Annotated in this window: 20 protein-coding genes; 10 read left to right on the top strand and 10 right to left on the bottom strand. The window is 61.4% G+C overall.

Annotated features, from left to right (window positions below):
• Positions 1-18 precede the first annotated feature (18 nt).
• The 6 genes from A7317_RS04960 (at position 19) to A7317_RS04935 (ending at position 6,368) form a co-directional block, all read left to right on the top strand.
• Positions 19-645, top strand: coding sequence for a DUF1120 domain-containing protein (locus tag A7317_RS04960; RefSeq protein ID WP_024073580.1), 627 nt, complete (start codon positions 19-21; stop codon positions 643-645).
• 12 nt (positions 646-657) lie between these two features.
• The gene (locus A7317_RS04955; protein ID WP_081329152.1) at positions 658-1,371 is read left to right on the top strand and encodes a fimbria/pilus chaperone family protein; all 714 of its coding nucleotides are present in this window, start codon (positions 658-660) and stop codon (positions 1,369-1,371) included.
• Between the two features lie 136 nt (positions 1,372-1,507).
• Positions 1,508-3,937: a fimbria/pilus outer membrane usher protein gene (locus A7317_RS04950; RefSeq protein WP_069075304.1), complete on the top strand. Its 2,430-nt coding sequence runs from the start codon at positions 1,508-1,510 to the stop codon at positions 3,935-3,937.
• Between the two features lie 10 nt (positions 3,938-3,947).
• On the top strand, positions 3,948-5,072 hold the full coding sequence (locus A7317_RS04945) for a DUF1120 domain-containing protein (RefSeq protein WP_069075303.1): 1,125 nt from the start codon (positions 3,948-3,950) through the stop codon (positions 5,070-5,072).
• A 17-nt stretch (positions 5,073-5,089) separates the two neighbouring features.
• Complete coding sequence (locus A7317_RS04940; protein ID WP_069075302.1) at positions 5,090-5,707, top strand: DUF1120 domain-containing protein; 618 nt, start codon at positions 5,090-5,092, stop codon at positions 5,705-5,707.
• 10 nt (positions 5,708-5,717) lie between these two features.
• The gene (locus tag A7317_RS04935) at positions 5,718-6,368 is read left to right on the top strand and encodes a DUF1120 domain-containing protein (RefSeq protein ID WP_069075301.1); all 651 of its coding nucleotides are present in this window, start codon (positions 5,718-5,720) and stop codon (positions 6,366-6,368) included.
• Here A7317_RS04935 and A7317_RS04930 read toward each other — a convergent pair.
• Together A7317_RS04930 and A7317_RS04925 are read right to left on the bottom strand one after the other, a co-directional pair.
• Entirely contained in the window at positions 6,365-7,630 is a 1,266-nt protein-coding gene (locus tag A7317_RS04930; protein ID WP_069075300.1) for a CynX/NimT family MFS transporter, read from the bottom strand. The two genes, A7317_RS04935 and A7317_RS04930, sit on opposite strands and share 4 nt — an antisense overlap.
• Positions 7,620-8,279: a FadR/GntR family transcriptional regulator gene (locus A7317_RS04925; RefSeq protein ID WP_069077368.1), complete on the bottom strand. Its 660-nt coding sequence runs from the start codon at positions 8,277-8,279 to the stop codon at positions 7,620-7,622. Before A7317_RS04925 ends, A7317_RS04930 begins: the two co-directional genes overlap by 11 nt.
• A gap of 159 nt (positions 8,280-8,438) precedes the next feature.
• Here A7317_RS04925 and A7317_RS04920 point away from each other — a divergent pair, with 159 nt between their 5' ends.
• Positions 8,439-8,750: a type II toxin-antitoxin system MqsR family toxin gene (locus A7317_RS04920; protein WP_024073572.1), complete on the top strand. Its 312-nt coding sequence runs from the start codon at positions 8,439-8,441 to the stop codon at positions 8,748-8,750.
• On the top strand, positions 8,747-9,229 hold the full coding sequence (locus A7317_RS04915; protein WP_024073571.1) for a type II toxin-antitoxin system MqsA family antitoxin: 483 nt from the start codon (positions 8,747-8,749) through the stop codon (positions 9,227-9,229). Before A7317_RS04920 ends, A7317_RS04915 begins: the two co-directional genes overlap by 4 nt.
• A 50-nt stretch (positions 9,230-9,279) precedes the next feature.
• Here A7317_RS04915 and A7317_RS04910 read toward each other — a convergent pair whose 3' ends face one another.
• From A7317_RS04910 to A7317_RS04895, 4 genes are all read right to left on the bottom strand, one after another.
• Positions 9,280-10,044 carry an amino acid ABC transporter ATP-binding protein gene (locus A7317_RS04910; RefSeq protein WP_003171943.1) on the bottom strand — a complete coding sequence of 255 codons (765 nt, stop codon included), beginning with the start codon at positions 10,042-10,044 and terminating at the stop codon, positions 9,280-9,282.
• Between the two features lie 11 nt (positions 10,045-10,055).
• Positions 10,056-11,153, bottom strand: coding sequence for an amino acid ABC transporter permease (locus tag A7317_RS04905; RefSeq protein WP_024073570.1), 1,098 nt, complete (start codon positions 11,151-11,153; stop codon positions 10,056-10,058).
• A gap of 10 nt (positions 11,154-11,163) precedes the next feature.
• A complete protein-coding gene (locus A7317_RS04900) occupies positions 11,164-12,345 on the bottom strand; it encodes an amino acid ABC transporter permease (RefSeq protein ID WP_069075299.1) in 1,182 nt (393 codons plus the stop codon).
• Between the two features lie 72 nt (positions 12,346-12,417).
• A complete protein-coding gene (locus A7317_RS04895; RefSeq protein WP_024073568.1) occupies positions 12,418-13,449 on the bottom strand; it encodes an amino acid ABC transporter substrate-binding protein in 1,032 nt (343 codons plus the stop codon).
• Between the two features lie 345 nt (positions 13,450-13,794).
• Between A7317_RS04895 and A7317_RS04890 the strand changes: the two genes are divergently transcribed.
• Positions 13,795-14,451 carry an alpha/beta hydrolase gene (locus A7317_RS04890; RefSeq protein WP_069075298.1) on the top strand — a complete coding sequence of 219 codons (657 nt, stop codon included), beginning with the start codon at positions 13,795-13,797 and terminating at the stop codon, positions 14,449-14,451.
• A 96-nt stretch (positions 14,452-14,547) separates the two neighbouring features.
• Positions 14,548-16,023, top strand: a complete 1,476-nt coding sequence (gene rhlB / locus A7317_RS04885; RefSeq protein ID WP_069075297.1) for an ATP-dependent RNA helicase RhlB — start codon at positions 14,548-14,550, stop codon at positions 16,021-16,023.
• Between the two features lie 69 nt (positions 16,024-16,092).
• On the opposite strand, the gene moaE is transcribed toward rhlB, so the two are convergent.
• The 4 genes from moaE to A7317_RS04865 form a co-directional block, all read right to left on the bottom strand.
• Complete coding sequence (moaE, locus tag A7317_RS04880; protein ID WP_024073565.1) at positions 16,093-16,542, bottom strand: molybdopterin synthase catalytic subunit MoaE; 450 nt, start codon at positions 16,540-16,542, stop codon at positions 16,093-16,095.
• 2 nt (positions 16,543-16,544) lie between these two features.
• On the bottom strand, positions 16,545-16,787 hold the full coding sequence (gene moaD / locus A7317_RS04875) for a molybdopterin converting factor subunit 1 (RefSeq protein ID WP_024073564.1): 243 nt from the start codon (positions 16,785-16,787) through the stop codon (positions 16,545-16,547).
• Positions 16,784-17,257 (bottom strand): cyclic pyranopterin monophosphate synthase MoaC, encoded by a 474-nt coding sequence (moaC, locus tag A7317_RS04870; protein ID WP_024073563.1) that lies wholly within the window; start codon positions 17,255-17,257, stop codon positions 16,784-16,786. The genes moaD and moaC overlap by 4 nt, the downstream gene beginning before the upstream one ends.
• An 88-nt stretch (positions 17,258-17,345) precedes the next feature.
• The gene (locus tag A7317_RS04865) at positions 17,346-18,740 is read right to left on the bottom strand and encodes a PhoH family protein (protein WP_024073562.1); all 1,395 of its coding nucleotides are present in this window, start codon (positions 18,738-18,740) and stop codon (positions 17,346-17,348) included.
• Positions 18,741-19,016: the final 276 nt, after the last annotated feature.

Genomic DNA, 19,016 nt, shown 5'->3' with positions numbered 1-19,016 from the left:
CCACAGGGATTTTGCCCGATGAATCGACCTATCCACTGTTTGGCACTTACCTTGCTCGCCTTGCACCTGACGCCCTCCTTCGCCAGATCCGCCGTGGACTTGGATATAGCCGGTCGCATCACGCCCCAGGCCTGCTCGGTTTCGCTGTCTGACAGCGGCCTGGTCGATTACGGCAAGATCCCGGCACGCACGCTGAACCTGACTGACTTCACCGTGCTGCCCAACCAGCAAATGGGGCTGAGCATCAGTTGCGAAGGCCCAACCCTGTTTGCCCTCACAGGCATCGACAACCAGGGCAATTCGTCCCCGGACCCGCAGGTGTTCTACGGCTTGGGCATGAACATCCATGCGCCGAGCGAACGCCTGGGGCACGTCAGTTTGTCACTGCGCGGCCCAGTGGGGGACAACGCCACCTTGCAGACCCTGACCTCGGCGGACAATGGCGCCACCTGGACACCCGAGCCCCACGCCTACCCACGCAAACTCATGGCATTCGCCCCGGCCGGCGTGCTGTTGCCCGGGCCCTTGCGCCAACTGGTGGCGAGTCTGCGGGTGGACACGTCCATCAGCCCGGCCAACACCCTGACCCTGAAAGAAGAAGTCCCCCTCGACGGTTCAATCACCCTGGACCTCAAGTACCTCTAATCCTCGCGAGTAATGACGATGTACAGCTCTTTATCAACCTGGCATTGGATCGGCCTTACCCTTGGCCTCTTGTGCGTTGCCACCGCCAGCCTGGCCGATGGCATGGTGCCGGACACGTCGGTGGTGCTCGTCTATGAAGCAGATGGCGAAGCCTCTGTGTCAGTGAGCAACACCGATAACAAAGTGGCCCTGATGCACGTGACCCTCGAGAACATCCCCGAGGACCCCGAAACCCTGTTGTTCGTCACCCCGCCCCTGAGCCGGGTCGAAGCGTCCAAAAGCCAGTTGGTGCGTTTCATCCTGCAAAGCCAGGAGCCGTTGAAGACCCAGCGCCTCAAGCGGGTGATTTTCGAAGGCATGCCTGCCCAGCAGGACCCCAATCGGGCCGGGCGCGCCCAAGTGGGTGTGACCGTGCGCCAGAACCTGCCGGTGATCATTCACCCCAAAGGCCTGGCGCGTAACCGCGAGCCTTGGCTGGGCCTGACCTGGCATTTGGACAATGACCAACTGAGCGTGCGTAACCCCACGCCGTACGTGGTACGCCTGGCCCAGGAGCTGCAATTGCTGCCTGGCAACGGCTCGGCCATGTTGCCGCGCACCTACGTGTTGCCAGGCGAAACACTGACGGTGACGACCAATGGCGCGGCAGCCACCACCGTACGCCTGCAACCGGCCACGGTATATGGCTTTGCAGTACCGGCTCACGACGCCGCGATCAGCCTGTAACTCAGCGCCGCCCAGGGACGTAACGGCGCCAATAAAAACGAAGTGGCCACCCCTAAGGCCACCAGGAAACGACCTGCAGCGATAGGAAATCGTGGCGGTTTTTCCATCCTATGAGTGCACTTGTGTGAACACAGTCATGAACATCCGTGACGGCAAAGCCGTGCCCGGCATTTCACCACGCCGGGCATTTATCCCATTGTTCCTGGGGCAGATACTGCTGTCGAACGCCGCCTGGGCGGACACCCCATCAACGGCCAGCGCCTTCGACCCGCAGACGTTGCGTCAGCGGGGAATCGACCCCGAGCTTGCCAGCCTGTTGATGCAGGCACCGCGGTTCGCCCCAGGGCGCCATGCGCTCAGCCTGAGCGTCAACGGCCAGCGCCGTGGCCGCGTGGACGTGAGCTTCGATCAGCACGGCGCGCTGTGCTTCGACCCACCGTTGCTCGACGCCGGCCAGTTGGTTATGCCGTCAACCGGCCCGGCAGAGGAAAGCAGCTGCTACGGCTTCCTCCAGGACTACCCACAAACCGTGATCGATGCCGACCCGGCCAGCCTGAGCCTGGCCCTGGTGGTGCCGACCCAGGCGCTGCGTCCGCTGACGCAGGACATTTCCGGTTATTCAACCGGCGGTTTTGCCGCGCTGATCAATTACGACATCACCGGGCTATACAGCCAATACAGCGACGACACCAGCCGTTTTGCCTCGGCCAATACCGAGGTCGGTTTCAATGCGGGCGACTGGATCGTACGCAGTCGCCAGGTACAAACCTGGCAAGACCGTGTCTCGCGCACCACCCACCTGGACGCCTACGCCCAACGCACCTTCGCCAGTCAACAGGCGGTGCTGCAGGCCGGGCAGATCAACCTCTACAACCCGGTACTCGCCGGCGCGCAAATCACCGGCGTACAAGTGCTCAATGAACAGGCCCTGCAAGAGCAGAACCAGGGCGCGACGATCAACGGCATCGCCAATGGGCCGGCGCAGGTCGAAGTCCGCCAGAACGGCACCTTGATCCACTCCACCGTGGTGCCCGCCGGGCCCTTTTCGTTGAGCAATGTGCCGCGCCTGAACGGGCGCTCTGACGTTGAAGTGACCGTCAAGGAAGCCACCGGCGAGGAACGCCGCTTCACCGTACCCGCGGCCATGCTTGGCCTGGACCTGCCTGCGCCCGGCTACTCGGTGGCCGCCGGGCGGGTACGTAGCATAGGCGATGGCCAGGCCGCCGAGCCGTGGGTGGTGAGCGCCGGCTGGAGTGCATCACTCCATCCGCAAGTCAGCTTCGGCAGCGGCGTACTGGCGGCCGAAGATTATCGTTCGGCGGGCCTGAGCCTGGGGTTGTTGCCCTGGCAGGACAGCCAGGTGCAAGTGACCGTGGTGGGCGCAGAGGCGACGCGCCGAATCCGCGAGCGCGGTGTGCAGACCGACCTGTCCTGGTCGCAGAAGTTGAACGAGCGCTGGGCGGTCAGCGCCGCCAACTCCTGGCGCACTGAGGGGTACCGCGACCTGACCGAGTCGACGTACGTCACCGACACCGAGCCACAGCAACGCTCACGCTACCGCGACCAGCAAAGCGCCACGGTTTCCTGGTCCCACCCAGGGTGGGGTGCGTTCAGTGCGGGCATGTCCCGGTCGTCTTCGTTCCAGGGCGACAGCAGCAGCCGTGCCCTGGCGTCGTGGGGCACCCAGGTACGCGGTGTGTCCGTTTCCGCCACGGCCGAATGGCAAGTCAGTGGCCGCCAGCACAATGACAACAGCCTGTACCTGAATCTCAGCGTGCCGCTTGGGGACAGTCGCCGTGGCCGGGCATGGGTGCGCAACTCGGGGGGTGAACACCGCACCGGGCTGGGCCTCAACGAACAGATCAATGAGCAGTTGGCTTACCGGGTCGCCGTGGAACACGACACCCGCGACCGCGAGGTGGAGTCGTCCCTCGGCCTTTCTGCGTTGCCGTACTACAGCCAGCTGGATTTCAACTACACCCGCTCCGATGCCGAGCGCTCAAGCTACCAGGGCGGTGCCCGTGGCGCAGTGGTCATGCATGGCGGTGGGGTGACGTTCTCGCCCTATCCGGTGCGCGACACCTTCGCCGTGGTGTCGGTGGGCGAGATGGCCGGCGTGCAGGTGAGTACCCCCAGTGGCCCGGTATGGACCGACTGGCAAGGCCACGCCGTGGCGTCCCAGCTCAGCCCCTATGGCCGTAGCCCGGTGGAAGTCCAAACCCGTTCATTGCCGCGCAATGCCGACATCAGCAATGGACTGGCCGTGGTATCGGCGGGGCGCGGCGCGGTAGACCGGGTTGAATTCGGCGTATCGCTGACCCGTCGCGCACTGCTGACCCTGGACCGACCCGTGCCCCGTGGCGCAGCGGTGACCACCGAAGACGGCGAGTTCATCACGCTGGTCCAGGAAAACAACCAGGTATTTATCCCCAACGTGCTCGACACCCGCACGCTGTGGATCAAGGCCCCCGGCCAGCCACGCTGCCACTTGCGCTTTGAACTGCCCGCCAAGGCCGACCCCCACGTGTACTACGAAACCGCCCCGGCGCGCTGCCAGACTCCTTGAGGACACCATCATGAACCTTCACTACGCCCTGGCCGCCTTGGCGCTCCTCGCCGGCACCGTCCACGCACAGGACGACTGCCGCCTGGACCTCAGCCAGTCGCGCCTGGATTTCGGCTTGATGAAACGCGCCAGCGGCCCCGCATCTGCGCCAGAGCGATTGCTCGGCGAACGCCGTCTGTCGCTGACCTTGAACTGCCCGCAACCCAGTGACATGCGCCTGTTTTACCGCGCCCTGGCCGCCGGTACCGAGCGCTTGCGCTTCACCGAAGGCGGCAGCTACCGCGTGCAGGTGCGGGACGGGGTGCTGGATGGCCGGGCCGTGGAACTCGGCCTGCTGCCAGGGCAAGACCAGGCGCCAGCGGCGGTCGCCTCGACGCTGACGTGGCGGGCTGACCACGGCATCGTGCCGATGTACAACGGCCAGCCCGCAACCGGCAGCAGTTTTTCCGTGCAACTGGACGTCAGCGCCTGGGCCCTCGATGCAGCCACTCATGTGCGCGACGCCGTCACTTGGGAAACGGAGGGGCTGGTGGACGCGCCCGCATCGGGCCGTTCACGGGCGTTGCATCTGCAAGCCAGCTTCGCCCCGGCCGCCTGCACGCCAACCCTGTCCAACAGCGGGACAGTGGATTTTGGCAAGTTATCGATCGGCGACCTGAACAACGACAGGGATACGCCCCTGCCCTCCCGACCGCTGACCCTCACCGTCGCGTGTGACGGGCCTACGCCTTTTGCCTTGGTGATGCACGACAACCGAAGCGGCTCAGCCACCGGCGGCGTCGACGAGACCGCCTACGGCCTGGGCCATGACGCGCGCGGGCAGAAAATCGGCCGTTACGCGCTGACCGTCGACCCGGCCCTGGTCACCGCCGACAGCCTGCCCCAAATGTACCGTACCGACTCCACCACCAGCGGCAACGCCTGGAGCGGCGCCAGCGCCACCCCCATCGCCTTGGGTGCCCGCAGCTTGCTGGGCTTTACCGCGACCGCCGGCAGCACGGAGGGGCCCAACGCCCTGCAGAACCTGAGCGCGCTGCTGACCCTGAACGCCGTGATCGCGCCACTCGTAGACCTGGACCTCAGCGGCGAAATCGAACTCGACGGTTCAGCCACCCTGGAAATCATCTACTTCTAAGTGCCACAGGAATCCTCATGTTCAATCGCTATTTGCTCCTCACGACGCTATTGCTCAACTCACTGGCGCAGGCCGCCTCCACTGTTGACCTGGGCGTCAGCGGCCAGCTCACCCCCAGTGCCTGTGAACCCAGCCTGTCCAATGGTGGCGTGTATGACGTAGGCAAGATCGCCGCCAAGGACCTGAACGCCCATCAACCCACCCGGCTGCCGCCTCATAGCCTGAAATTGGCGATCGACTGCCAGGCGTCGACCCTGCTGGCCCTGGAACCCCGGGATAACCGACAGGGCTCCAGTTATTCCGGTGATCAAAGCCATTCGTTCGGCCTGGGCTTGATCAACGACAACCAAAGGCTGGGCGCCTTGAATTTGAGCCTCGATTCAGCCGTGGCCGACGGCGTCGAGATGTACACGCTCATCTCAAGCGGCCCTACTACATGGGCGCCGTCGACAATTCTGTCACCACACGCCCTGAGCGCGTTCACCCCCATCAGGAACGTGACCGTCCCGGCGCCGGTACAACAACTGAGCGCCCTCTTGTCGATCCAGCCGATCATCGCCCCGACCGACACGTTGTTGCTGACAAAAGAAGCGCCTATAGACGGCTCCGTGACCCTGACCGTGAAGTACTTATAGGAGTTAAACCATGAAAACGTTACTGCTCGCCCTAACCGCCGTTGCGTGGCTGGCCCCTGTATCGACGGCCCAGGCCGCCTCCACCGTCGACTTGCGCGTGACAGGCCTGATCACCCCCATGGCCTGCACCCCGGTGTTTTCCGGCGGTGGGTTGGTCGAATTCGGCAAGATATCCCAACAAGACCTCAACCAGGCCACAGGCACCCGGCTGCCGCTCAAGTCCCTGACGCTGACCGTCAGTTGCAATGCACCCGGCCGCTACGCCTTGCGCATGCGCGACAACCGCGAAGGTTCGGCCCACGTCAACAGCGAGATCTATTACGGGCTGGGGTACGACAACAGTGGCAACAAGGTCGGGGTCTACTCCCTCAAGTTCGACCCGAAGCAGACCGTGGCCAGCCCATTGCCACAGGTGTTCGGCACCGAATCCACCACCGGCGGCGCGGCCTGGCGCACGGCCAATCAAAACCCGATCGACATCGGCGCCAGAAGCCTGTTGGGGTTCACCGACATCGAGGGCAGCACCGACGGCCCGGCCGCCATCCAAACCCTGACCAGCACGCTGACCCTGGAGGCGGTGATCAATGCCAAGCAGAACCTGGACCTGAGCACCGACATCCCCCTGGACGGTTCCGCGACCCTGGAGGTGGTGTATCTCTAGACGGCTTCGCTGCTGACACCCACGTATTTCGCCCGCCCCGCACCGAGACCGGCGACGACGGCGCCCAGGCCGAGGACCGCGAACACCCAGCCGGTGGCAGCCCAGCCGCCGGTCCAATCGTGTATCAGCCCCACCGCGAGCGGGCCGGCGGATGCCAGGGTGTAGCCGACGCCCTGGGCCATGCTCGACAGGTTCGCGGCCACATGGGAATCCCGTGAGCGCAGCACGATCAAGGTCAACGCCAGGCTGAACGTCCCGCCCTGGCCCAGCCCCAACAGAATGGCCCAGCCCCACAGCCCGTCGAGTGGCGCATACAGGCAGCCGAACAGGCCGCCGAGGGTCAGCAGCATCACCACCACAATGGCCAGGCGCTGATCCTTACCGCGCGTGGCCAGCCAGGGCGCGGCCAGTGAACTGAACAATTGCACGATGATGGAGCCGGACAGCGCCAACCCGGCTTCGGTGGCACTCAAGCCACGGCCGATCAGGATCGACGGCAGCCAGCCAAACACGATGTACGCCAGGGACGATTGCAGGCCCATGTACAAGGTCACCTGCCAGGCCAACGGGTCGCGCAGCAAGCCTTTGACCTGATAGGCGACCTGGTGGGCACTCTGCTTCTGGCCGACCTGGGGCCACCAGAACAACGCCGCCACCAACGCCGGCACAATCCAGAAGCCCAGGCCGAAGGTCCAGCGATCGCCGAAATAATGACTGAGGGGCACCGTTGCACCTGCCGCCAGCGCTGCCCCCAGGCACAGGGCCATGGTGTAGACCCCGGTCATGGCGCCGGCCTGCCTGGCGAAATCACGCTTGACGATGCCCGGCAGCAATACGCCGATGATGCCGATACTCGCGCCCGCGACCAGGCTGCCGGCGAACAGACCCACTTCGCCAAAAGCACTGCGCAGGAGGATGCCGGCGGCCAAGGTCAGCAAAATCCCCAGCACCACGCGCTCGGCGCCAAAACGCCGGGCCAGGATCGGCGCCATGGGTGCGAACAGGCCCAGGCACAGCACCGGCAAGGTGGTAAGCAAACCGGCCCTGGCCGCCGACAACCCCAGGCTGCTGGAAACGTCTGCCAGCAACGGCGCCATGCTCGACAGCGCCGGGCGCAAGTTCAAGGCCACCAGGATCAGGCCCAACAGCAACAGCCACGGGCGATTCACTACCGGGCGGCGGTGTTGCACCACCTCGTCGTCGGCTTCGGCATCGATCAACAGTTCTTCGAGTTCGGGCGTGCGTTTGGCTTCAAGGCTCATTAATCAACTGCCGGCAGATGGATTTGGCGCGTTCCGGGTCCTGGTGTTCCACGGCGTCGAGCAGGGCGATATGCAGGTCGAACACCGCCTGGCGGCGCGGCGAAATGTTCAGGGTCTGGCGCAACTGGGCGCCGATGACCGCCGAAAAATACTGGTACAGCTCGCTCAAGGCCGGGTTGTGCGCGGCGTCCACCAGCCGTGCGTGGAACACCAGGTCAGCACTGATATAGGCCTCCAGGTCACCGTGGTACAGCTCGGCGCTGGCCTTGAGTGCCTCGTGCAGGCCGTTGAGATCGTCCTCGGTACGGCGCGCGGCAGCGAGGCCGACGGCCTCCACTTCGAGAATCTGCCGCGTCTCCTGCGCCTGTCCCAGGGTGCAATGGGATAACGCCCGCATCGCCCCCAGCGGGTCAGTCATCGAACGCAGGTAACTGCCGTCGCCCTGGCGGATGTCGATCAACCCGCAGAACGCCAGCACGCGCATGGCTTCGCGCACGGTATTGCGGCTGATGCCCAACTCGGCCGACAGCTCCGGCTCGGTGGGCAGGCGCTCGCCGATGGCCCACTTGCCTTCGGTAATTCGCCAGCGCAACTGCTCCAGGGCCTGGTCCACCAGGGAGCGTTTGATCAGGGGGGCGATGTCTGTCATGGAATGTTGGCTTTCGTCCAATCATAGGATGAATTTTCCTACAGCCTATTCAGAGTTACCTACAAAGGCAACGCACTAGGGTTCTTAGGCAGGAAAAGGAGCAGTATTTTCGATTAGTAAAATTACCCTTAGAGGGTAATTATCCGGCTCAGGTGTCTTATGGAAAAGTACACACCTCATTACGATCTGGCGGTGATCAAGGCGGATGTCAGGCGGCTTAAGGAAAAGGCATTTACCTCAACGGCGAAGAGCACAGGAAGGAAACTCGGCTTTGAGATCCATGAAATGCAAGAAGTCGTTTTTCAATTGCAAACCAGGATGTTGTACAAATCAATGACTACCTATGCAGACCATAAGGTCTGGCAGGACGTGTACCACATCAGTTCACACGGCATGGAGATTTACATAAAGGTCACTTACCGCTCAGGCGGTAACCCACCGGTAATCTCCTTCAAGGAGTGCAACTCATGAAGACTCAACAGTGCTTTATATGCGGTACGCCCGACGGCATGACTCGGTTCGAGGGCCGTAGCGAGACCATCAGCGTCAAAGGGATGGAGCGTCGTGTCGATGACCTTTCTGGCTGGGAATGCCATGCATGCGGCGACGGCATGTATGACCCGGATAGTGCAGAACGCCACGCAAAAGCAGGGGATGAACTCGTCCATGCCGCACGGACAATGATCGGCAACGAGATGAAACGCATCCGTCGCAAGCTGCACCTTACGCAAAAAGAAACCGTGCAACTCTTGTCGGGTGGCGGCCACAACGCTTTTTCACGTTATGAACGCGGTGAGCTTCTGCCACCGAAGCCACTGGTTCTGTTGATGCGATTATTGGACCGTTACCCTCATTTGCTCGCCGACGCCAAGGTATTGGCCGAAGGCGCTGACCTGCGGGGGTTCACTCATACCGTGAACACAGAAGATGAGGCGCTCAAGGCCTCATGAACAGACAAAAATAAACCCGGCCAGGCCGGGTTTATTTTTTCAAACATCGATCAATGCAGGATCTGGCTCAAGAACAACTTGGTCCGGTCATTCTGCGGGTTGTCGAAGAAGTCATTCGGCGCCGCCTGCTCCACGATCTCGCCCTTGTCCATGAAGATCACGCGGTTGGCCACAGTGCGGGCGAAACCCATTTCGTGGGTCACGCACAACATGGTCATACCGTCTTCGGCCAGGCCGATCATGGTGTCGAGCACTTCCTTGACCATTTCCGGGTCGAGGGCCGAGGTCGGTTCGTCGAACAGCATGATTTTCGGCTTCATGCACAGCGCACGGGCGATGGCCACCCGCTGTTGCTGGCCGCCCGAGAGTTGGCCCGGAAACTTGTGGGCCTGCTCTGGAATGCGCACGCGTTCCAGGTAGTGCATGGCAATTTCTTCAGCCTTGCGCTTGGGCATCTTGCGCACCCACATCGGCGCCAGCGTGCAGTTCTGCAGGATGGTCAGGTGCGGGAACAGGTTGAAATGCTGGAACACCATGCCGACTTCACGGCGGATCGCTTCGATCTGCTTGAGGTCGTTGGTCAGTTCCACGCCGTCGACCACGATGCGGCCCTGCTGGTGTTCTTCCAGGCGGTTGAGGCAGCGGATGGTGGTGGACTTGCCGGAACCCGACGGGCCGCACAGCACGATACGCTCGCCCTGCTTGACGTTGAGGTTGATGTCTTTCAACACGTGGAACTGGCCGTACCACTTGTTGACGCCCTGCATCTGGATAATGCCTTCAGGGCTCACAGGCTGTTTGATCGCTTCGCTCATAACAACAACTCCTAACGCTTGTGGCCTGTGTCGAGCTTGTGTTCCAAATGAATGGAATAGCGCGACATACCAAAACAGAAAATCCAGAACACCAGGGCGGCGAACACGTAGCCTTCGGTGGCCATGCCCAACCATTTCGGGTCGGCGGCGGCTTGCTTGACGCTGTTGAGCAGGTCGAACAGGCCAATGATGATCACCAGGCTGGTGTCCTTGAACAGCGCAATAAACGTGTTGACGATGCCAGGGATCACCATCTTCAGGGCCTGCGGCAAAATCACCAGGCCCATGCTGCGCCAGTAGCCCAGGCCCATCGCCGCGGCCGCTTCGTACTGGCCCTTGGGAATCGCCTGCAAACCACCGCGCACCACTTCAGCCACATAGGCCGACTGGAACAGGATCACGCCGATCAACGCCCGCAGCAGCTTGTCGATGCCCATGCCTTCGGGCAGGAACAACGGCAACATCACCGAAGACATGAACAGCACGGTGATCAACGGCACGCCGCGCCAGAATTCGATGAAGGTCACGCAGACCACCCGGATCGCCGGCATGTTCGAGCGCCGCCCCAAGGCCAGCACAATGCCCAGCGGCAACGCGCCGGCGATACCGACGGTGGCGATGACCAGAGTCAGCATCAGGCCGCCCCATTGGCTGGTCGCCACGTTGCTCAGGCCAAAGATGCCGCCGTGCAGCAGGAAGTAGGCAATGATCGGGTACAGCACCAGGAAGCCCAGGCCATAGATCGCCTTGCGCGGGAAACGCGAGATGAACAACGGTGCCACGCCGACGATGGCCAGCCACACGGTCAGGTCCACGCGCCAGCGCAGGTCGCCGGGGTAGTAGCCGTACATGAACTGCCCGAAGCGCTGTTGGATAAACACCCAGCACGCGCCCTCTTTCGTGCAATCGGCGCGCGTGGTGCCGACCCAGTTGGCATCGAGGATGGCCCAGTGCAGGATCGGCGGCACCACCAGGTAGATCAGGTAAAACGCCAACAGCGTCAGCAGGGTATTGAGCCAGCTGGAGAACAGGTTGGCGCGCATCCATGCCATCGGCCCGAAGACTTTGCTCGGCGGCGGCATATCAGGTTTGAACGTATGCGAACTCATGTGCGTTTCCTCACCGCTCGATCAGCGCAATGCGCTTGTTGTACCAGTTCATCAGCAGGGAAATGCTGATGCTGATCGCCAGGTACACGCTCATGGTGATGGCAATGACTTCGATGGCCTGGCCGGTCTGGTTGAGCACCGTGCCGGCAAACAGCGAAACCATTTCCGGATAACCGATACCAGCGGCCAGCGAAGAGTTTTTCGCCAGGTTCAGGTATTGGCTGGTCAGCGGCGGAATGATCACCCGCAAGGCTTGCGGGATGATGACCTTGCGCAGCGTCGGCCCTGGGCGCAGGCCCAGGGAGCGCGCGGCTTCGGTCTGGCCGTGGCTGACGGACTTGATGCCCGAGCGCACGATCTCGGCGATAAACGCCGCCGTGTACACCGTCAACGCCAGGGTCAGCGCCAGCAGTTCAGGGATCAGTACCCAGCCGCCGACGAAGTTGAAACCCTGCAGCTTGGGCATTTCCCAGTGCAGCGGCGCGCCGAAGACCAAGGTGCACAACGCCGGGATCAGGATGAACAGCGCCAGGCCCGCCCAGAACTTGTGGAACGGTACGCCGGTGGCTTCAAAGCGTTTGTTGGCCCAACGCGCCATCAGCACGATCGCCACGATGGCAAGCACCACACTGGCCACAAACGGCCAGAAACCATCAGCGGTCAGCGCGGCCGGCATATTCAGGCCACGGCTGCTGACAAAGAAGGTATCGCCGAAGTTGTGGCTGTTACGCGGCCCCGGCATGGTCAGGAACACCGCGAAGTACCAGAACAGGATCTGCAGCAGCGGCGGGATGTTGCGGAACACTTCCACGTACACGGTCGCCAGCTTGTTGATCATCCAGTTGGGCGACAAACGCGCCACGCCGATGATGAAGCCGAGCAGGGTCGCCAGGACCACACCGATCACGGTCACCAGCAAGGTGTTGAGCAGGCCGATGACGAACACCCGGGCATAGCTGTCCGATTCGGTGTAGTCGATCAGGTGCTGAGCGATGCCGAAGCCGGCACTGCGCTCAAGAAAGTCGAAACCCGAGGTAATGCCCCGGTGTTGAAGGTTGGTCTGGGTATTGTTGAACAGGTACCAGCCCAGCGAGACCACCGCCACAATCGTGACGATCTGGAATAGCCACGCACGCACCTTGGGATCGCTGAAGCTGAGCTTCTGCTTGTGTGCGCCGATTTGATTTTGCATGGAGTGCCCCGGAAATAATGGAACAGAACATCACCCGGCGGTTGGCCCACCGGGTGATAGAACCATCAGCGATCAGCGCACAGGTGGTGCGTATTGAATGCCGCCGTTGTTCCACAGCGCGTTCAGGCCACGGTCGATTTCCAACGGGGTGCTCTTGCCCAGGTTGCGCTCGAACACTTCGCCGTAGTTACCAACTTGCTTGACGATCTGTACGACCCAGTCTTTCTTCACTTTCAAGTCTTTGCCGTATTCGCCGTCAGCACCGAGCAGACGCGCGACGTCCGGGTTCTTGGTGGACTTGGCTTCAGCTTCGACGTTCTTCGAGGTGATACCGGCTTCTTCAGCGTTGAGCATGGCGTAGCCAACCCAGCGCACGATAGCCAGCCACTCGTCGTCGCCGTTACGCACGACCGGGCCCAGCGGTTCCTTGGAGATGGTTTCCGGCAGAACCACGTAGTCCTTCGGCGAGGCCAGCTTGCTGCGCTGGGCGAACAGTTGGGACTTGTCGGAGGTCAGCACGTCGCAACGACCCGATTCCAGCGACTTGGCGCTTTCGTCGGAGGTGTCGAAGGTGATGGGGGTGTATTTCAGGTTGTTACCACGGAAGTAGTCGGAAACGTTCAGCTCAGTGGTGGTACCGGCCTGGATGCAGATGGTTGCACCGTCCAGTTCCTTGGCACTTTTAACGCCCAGCTTGTTGTTCACCAGGAAGCCGATGCCATCGTAGTAGGTGATGAAGCCTGGGAATTTCAGGCCCATGCCCGCATCGCGGGAGCTGGTCATGGTGGTGTTACGCGACAGGATGTCGACTTCGCCGGACTGAAGCGCGGTGAAACGCTCCTTGGCGTTCAACTGGCTGAATTTGACCTTGGTGGCGTCGCCAAACACGGCAGCGGCCACAGCGCGGCAATAGTCAGCATCGATCCCGAGGATCTTGCCGCTGGCATCCGGTACCGAGAAACCCGGCAGGCCGTCACTCACGCCACATTGCACAAAGCCTTTCTTCTGTACGGCGTCCAGGGTGGCGCCGGCTTGGGCAAAACCACTGACACCCAGTACAGCGGCCGCGGTTACGATGGCCAGGGTGGATTTCAATACCTTCATTCAAACCTCCAGTTGCTCTTGTTGTGTCGGAGCTAAAACTTCAGCGCACCCTTGTGAGGCGATATTGACCCGTGTTGGCTTTTTTTGGGGCCAAGCAGCATGAAGTTGTCGCAGTAATTCCAGTTGCTATCCCACAGGCGGCAGTCACTGATAGTGTTACCGCCCTAGGAAAGTTCTGACATCGATCTACACATAGCAAGGCGCGTACCAGAGTACCGGCTGAGTCGTTTCAGCCCATGGTCAATAGCAAAACATTCAACCTTGCGACATTCTCTTAACAGATCAACCTGTCGCGCACCGTTCCGATGCACTCAATCGGAGCGCACGCACATAGATGGAGCAACCATGACCGAACCCCTGATTATTCAGCCCGCCAAGCCCGCAGACGCCTGCGTAATCTGGTTGCATGGCCTGGGTGCCGATCGCTACGACTTTTTGCCGGTGGCCGAGGCACTCCAGGAAACCTTGTCGTCGACCCGCTTTGTATTGCCCCAGGCGCCCACTCGCCCGGTGACCATCAACGGTGGTTACGAAATGCCAAGCTGGTACGACATCAAGGCCATGAGCCCGGCCCGTTCGATCAGCCTGGAAGAGCTGGACGAATCAGCCAACATGCTCATGGGCTTGATCGAAACGCAGAAGAGAAGCGGAATAGACGCTTCGCGGGTTTTCCTCGCAGGTTTTTCCCAAGGCGGTGCGGTGGTATTCCACACGGCGTTCAAGCAATGGCAGGGGCCATTGGGCGGCGTAATAGCACTCTCCACCTATGCTCCAACCTTTGGGGATGAGCTGGAGTTATCCGCCAGCCAGCAGCGCATTCCCACCCTGTGCCTGCACGGCCAGTACGACGACGTCGTACAGAACGCCATGGGCCGCAGCGCTTATGAGCATTTGAAAAGCCGTGGTGTCACCGTGACATGGCAGGAATACCCAATGGGCCACGAAGTGTTACCTGAGGAGATACACGACATCGGCACCTGGTTGACCGCTCGCCTGGGCTGAAAGCCAGCGTTTATGTAGCCGTATGACAGACGCACTACGCCGCGCCCGATTCTTGCATTACACTGGCCGGCGTACATTCCTTAACCAATTAATGAGATGACCGTGCTCAAAGCACTTAAGAAGATGTTCGGCAAAAGCGAGGCTGAGCCGCTCGCGCCTGTTCCCAGTGCTCCTGTCCCCACGCCCGGCAGCCGCCATGACGGTCAACAGCCAGGCCGGCCCGCACCTGTCGCCTCGCAAAAAAAGCCAGCGGTGACGCCGCCTGAACAGGCAAAACCTGCCGAGGCCGCCCCCGAGCCGGCGCCCCAACCAAAAGCACCCCGCCGCGAACGCGCGCCAAAACCGCCTGTCACCCCTTGGAAACTCGAAGACTTCGTCGTCGAACCCCAGGAAGGCAAGACCCGCTTCCACGATTTCAAACTCGCCCCGGAACTGATGCACGCCATCCAGGACCTGGGTTTCCCGTACTGCACGCCGATCCAGGCAGAGGTGCTGGGCTTCACCCTGGCGGGCAAAGACGCCATCGGTCGCGCCCAGACCGGTACCGGCAAGACCGCCGCGTTCCTGATCTCGATCATCACCCAGCTGCTGCAAACCCCGCCGCCGAAAGAGCGCTACATGGGTGAACCGCGCGCGCTGATCATCGCCCCGACCCGGGAGCTGGTGGTGCAGATCGCCAAGGACGCCGCCGACCTGACCAAGTACACCGGCCTCAATGTCATGACGTTCGTCGGTGGCATGGATTTCGACAAGCAGCTCAAGTACCTCGAAGCCCGCCATTGCGACATCCTGGTCGCCACTCCGGGCCGCCTGCTGGACTTCAACCAGCGCGGCGACGTGCACCTGGACATGGTCGAAGTGATGGTGCTCGACGAAGCCGACCGCATGCTCGACATGGGTTTTATCCCGCAAGTACGCCAGATCATTCGCCAGACCCCGCCGAAAAACGAGCGCCAGACCCTGCTGTTCTCCGCGACCTTCACCGAAGACGTGATGAACCTCGCCAAGCAGTGGACCACCGACCCGTCCATCGTCGAGATCGAAGCGCTGAACGTGGCCAGCGAAAACGTCGAACAGCACATCTATGCCGTGGCCGGTGCCGACAAGTACAAGCTGCTCTATAACCTGGTCAACGACAACGGCTGGGAGCGCGTGATGGTGTTCGCCAACCGCAAGGACGAAGTGCGCCGCATCGAAGAGCGCCTGGTGCGCGATGGTGTCAACGCCGCGCAACTGTCGGGCGATGTGCCACAGCACAAGCGCATCAAGACCCTGGAAGGCTTTCGCGAAGGCAAGATTCGCGTGCTGGTGGCCACCGACGTGGCGGGGCGCGGGATTCACATCGATGGCATCAGCCACGTGATCAACTTCACCCTGCCGGAAGTGCCGGACGACTACGTGCACCGTATCGGCCGTACCGGTCGCGCAGGCGCGGCGGGTGTGTCGATCAGCTTTGCCGGCGAAGATGACTCGTATCAGTTGCCCTCGATCGAGGCGCTGCTGGGTCGCAAGATCAGCTGTGAGACACCGCCGACGCACTTGCTGCGGGCTGTAGAGCGCAAACGCCCTTAAGCTGAAATGCAATAAAAAAATGTGGGCGGGGGCTTGCCCCCTCCCACATTTGCATCTGTGTTCGGCTGGTTATTTCCAGCGATCGGCAGCAGCGTGATCACTGCTGCGCCCTTCCACCCAGCGCGCGCCTTCAGGGGTGCTTTCCTTCTTCCAGAACGGCGCACGGGTCTTCAGGTAATCCATCACAAACGCACAGGCATCGAACGCGGCCTGGCGGTGGGCGCTGGCGGCCGCCACAAACACAATCGGTTCGCCCGGCTCCAGCGCGCCGATGCGGTGCAGCACTTCGAGCTTGAGCAGCGGCCAGCGTTGTTCGGCTTCGACGGCGATCTTGGCCAGGGCTTTCTCGGTCATGCCGGGATAATGCTCCAGGAACATCCCCGCCACCTCGCGCCCATCGTTGAAGTCGCGTACATAGCCGACAAAACTCACCACTGCGCCCACGCCGACATTCGCCGCATGCATCGCGTTGACTTCGGCACCCGGATCAAACGGCTCGGGCTGCACACGAATGGCCATGCTCAGCCTCCGGTCACGGGCGGGAAGAACGCGACTTCATCCCCGGCGTGCAGCGGTTCGTCGAGATTGCACAGCTCCTGGTTACGGGCACACATCAAGCTGGCTTCGTTGAGCACTTCAAAGCCCGGATCACTGGCCAACGCCTGGCGCACAGCGTCGACGGTGGCGAAGTCGCCCTCCATCTCCAGCGAGTCCAGGCCCACCGCTTCGCTGTAGCGCGCAAAAAACAGTACGTTGATGCTCATGCCTGATCCGCCTTGAAATGCCCGCTTTTACCGCCAAGTTTTTCCAGCAGGCGAATGTTTTCGATGGTCATGCCGCGGTCCACGGCCTTGCACATGTCGTAGATCGTCAGCGCGGCGACACTGGCGGCTGTCAGCGCTTCCATCTCCACGCCGGTCTGCCCGGAGAGTTTGCAGCGCGCCACGATATGCACCGAGTCTGCGCCATCGGCGCTCAGTTCGACCTTGACGCCAGTCAACATCAAAGGGTGGCACAGGGGGATCAAGTCACTGGTTTTTTTCGCGGCCTGGATCCCGGCGATGCGGGCCACGGCGAACACGTCGCCCTTGGGATGGGCGCCGTCGACAATCATTTGCAGGGTCTCGGGCAGCATGCGCACCCGCGCTTCGGCCACCGCTTCACGGAACGTCACGGACTTGTCAGTGACGTCGACCATATGGGCGCGACCTTGGGAATCGAGATGAGTCAGCACAGGGATACTCCTGATCAGGAGCACCGATTGTAAACCCAATGCATAACAAATGTGGGAGGGAGCAAGCCCCCTCCCACACTGACCACGTTTACAAATGCGATTCGGCGTATTCGGCCAGAATCGAGCGAGGCACCCCTTGCAGCGCGATATGCACGCCGTTGGGGAAGTCTTTGAAGCGTTCCGTCAGGTAAGTCAGCCCGGAGCTGGTCGCGGACAGGTAGGGGGTGTCGATCTGTGCCAGGTTACCCAGGCACACCACTTTGGAACCGGCGCCGGCACGGGTGATGATGGTTTTCATCTGGTGCGGCGTAAGGTTCTGGCATTCATCGATCAGTATCAGGCTTTGTTGGAAGCTGCGGCCTCGGATGTAGTTGAGGGATTTGAACTGCAACGGCACTTTGCTGAGGATGTAGTCGACGCTGCCATGGGTGTTTTCGTCATCCATGTGCAAGGCTTCGAGGTTGTCGGTGATCGCCCCCAGCCATGGCTCCATTTTTTCCGCTTCGGTGCCCGGCAGGAAGCCGATTTCCTGGTCCAGGCCCTGCACACTGCGGGTGGCGATGATGCGCCGATAGCGCTTGGTCACCATGGTCTGCTCGATGGCGGCCGCCAGGGCAAGGATGGTTTTGCCCGAGCCCGCGGCGCCGGTCAGGTTGACCAGGTGGATGTCCGGATCGAGCAGCGCATACAGTGCCAGGCTCTGGTAGATGTCACGCGGTTTCAGGCCCCAGGCTTCCTGGTGCAACAGGGGCTCCTGATGCAGGTCGAGGATCAGCAGCTTGTCGACCTGGATCTCTTTGATCCAGCCCACGAAGCCCTGTTCGTCGATGATGAATTCATTGATGTGCACGGCCGGCAGGTTGTCGATCAGTTGCACCTGGTGCCAGGTGCGGCCATGGTCCTGACGGGTTTCGACCTTGCTGACACGGTCCCAGAACGAGCCGGTCATGGTGTGATAACCACGGGACAGCATCGACACGTCGTCGACCAGTTGGTCGGTACTGTAGTCCTCGGCAGCGATCCCACACGCTCGTGCCTTGAGGCGCATATTGATGTCTTTGGTCACCAGCACCAGGCGCAAGTCCTTGTCGCGTGCGTGCAGGTCGATCAGTTGGTTGATGATCTTGTTGTCGTTCAGGTTTTCCGGCAGCAGGCTGTTGGGCTCGCTGCGCTTGCTCATCAGGATCGACAGCAAGCCCTTGGGTCCGCTTTTGCCGCGCTGGATCGGCACGCCGACTTCAACATCCTCGGGTGACGCTTCGCCCAGGGTCTTGTCGATCAGGCGGATGGCCTGGCGGCATTCGGCAGCCACGCTGTGGTGCCCGCTTTTGAGTTTGTCGAGCTCCTCAAGCACGATCATCGGGATGGCGACGTGGTGTTCTTCGAAGTTGAGCAGTGCGTTTGGATCGTGGATCAATACATTGGTATCAAGCACATAAAGGATTGGCTGGTCGGAAGAAGGGTTACGTCCATGATCATCCATACTCGGTCACCTTTGTGGGAGCCAGTCGACGCAATACCACAACAGTGCTGCGCCTCGATTCGACCACCGACCGCACCTTGAGTGACATCAAGGGCAGTGCCCACATGAGGAGTCTTGGAAGACGCCACCTGTGTTGCAGGTTTCGGCGATCTGACTTCGTAATACCGCAAAACCCATGACAGGAAAAAGCACTTTGACGGTTTTTTGAAGTTTATTTTTCAGGATGACGAATAGCACTAGCCGAGTGCCAGCTACCCCGTTAAAGTCGGAAGTCCG

It is taken from the genome of Pseudomonas fluorescens (assembly GCF_001708445.1).
Lineage (GTDB): Bacteria > Pseudomonadota > Gammaproteobacteria > Pseudomonadales > Pseudomonadaceae > Aquipseudomonas > Aquipseudomonas gorinensis.
Note: the sequence above shows the minus strand (reverse complement) of the source record. Positions and strands in the feature narration are given on the sequence as shown.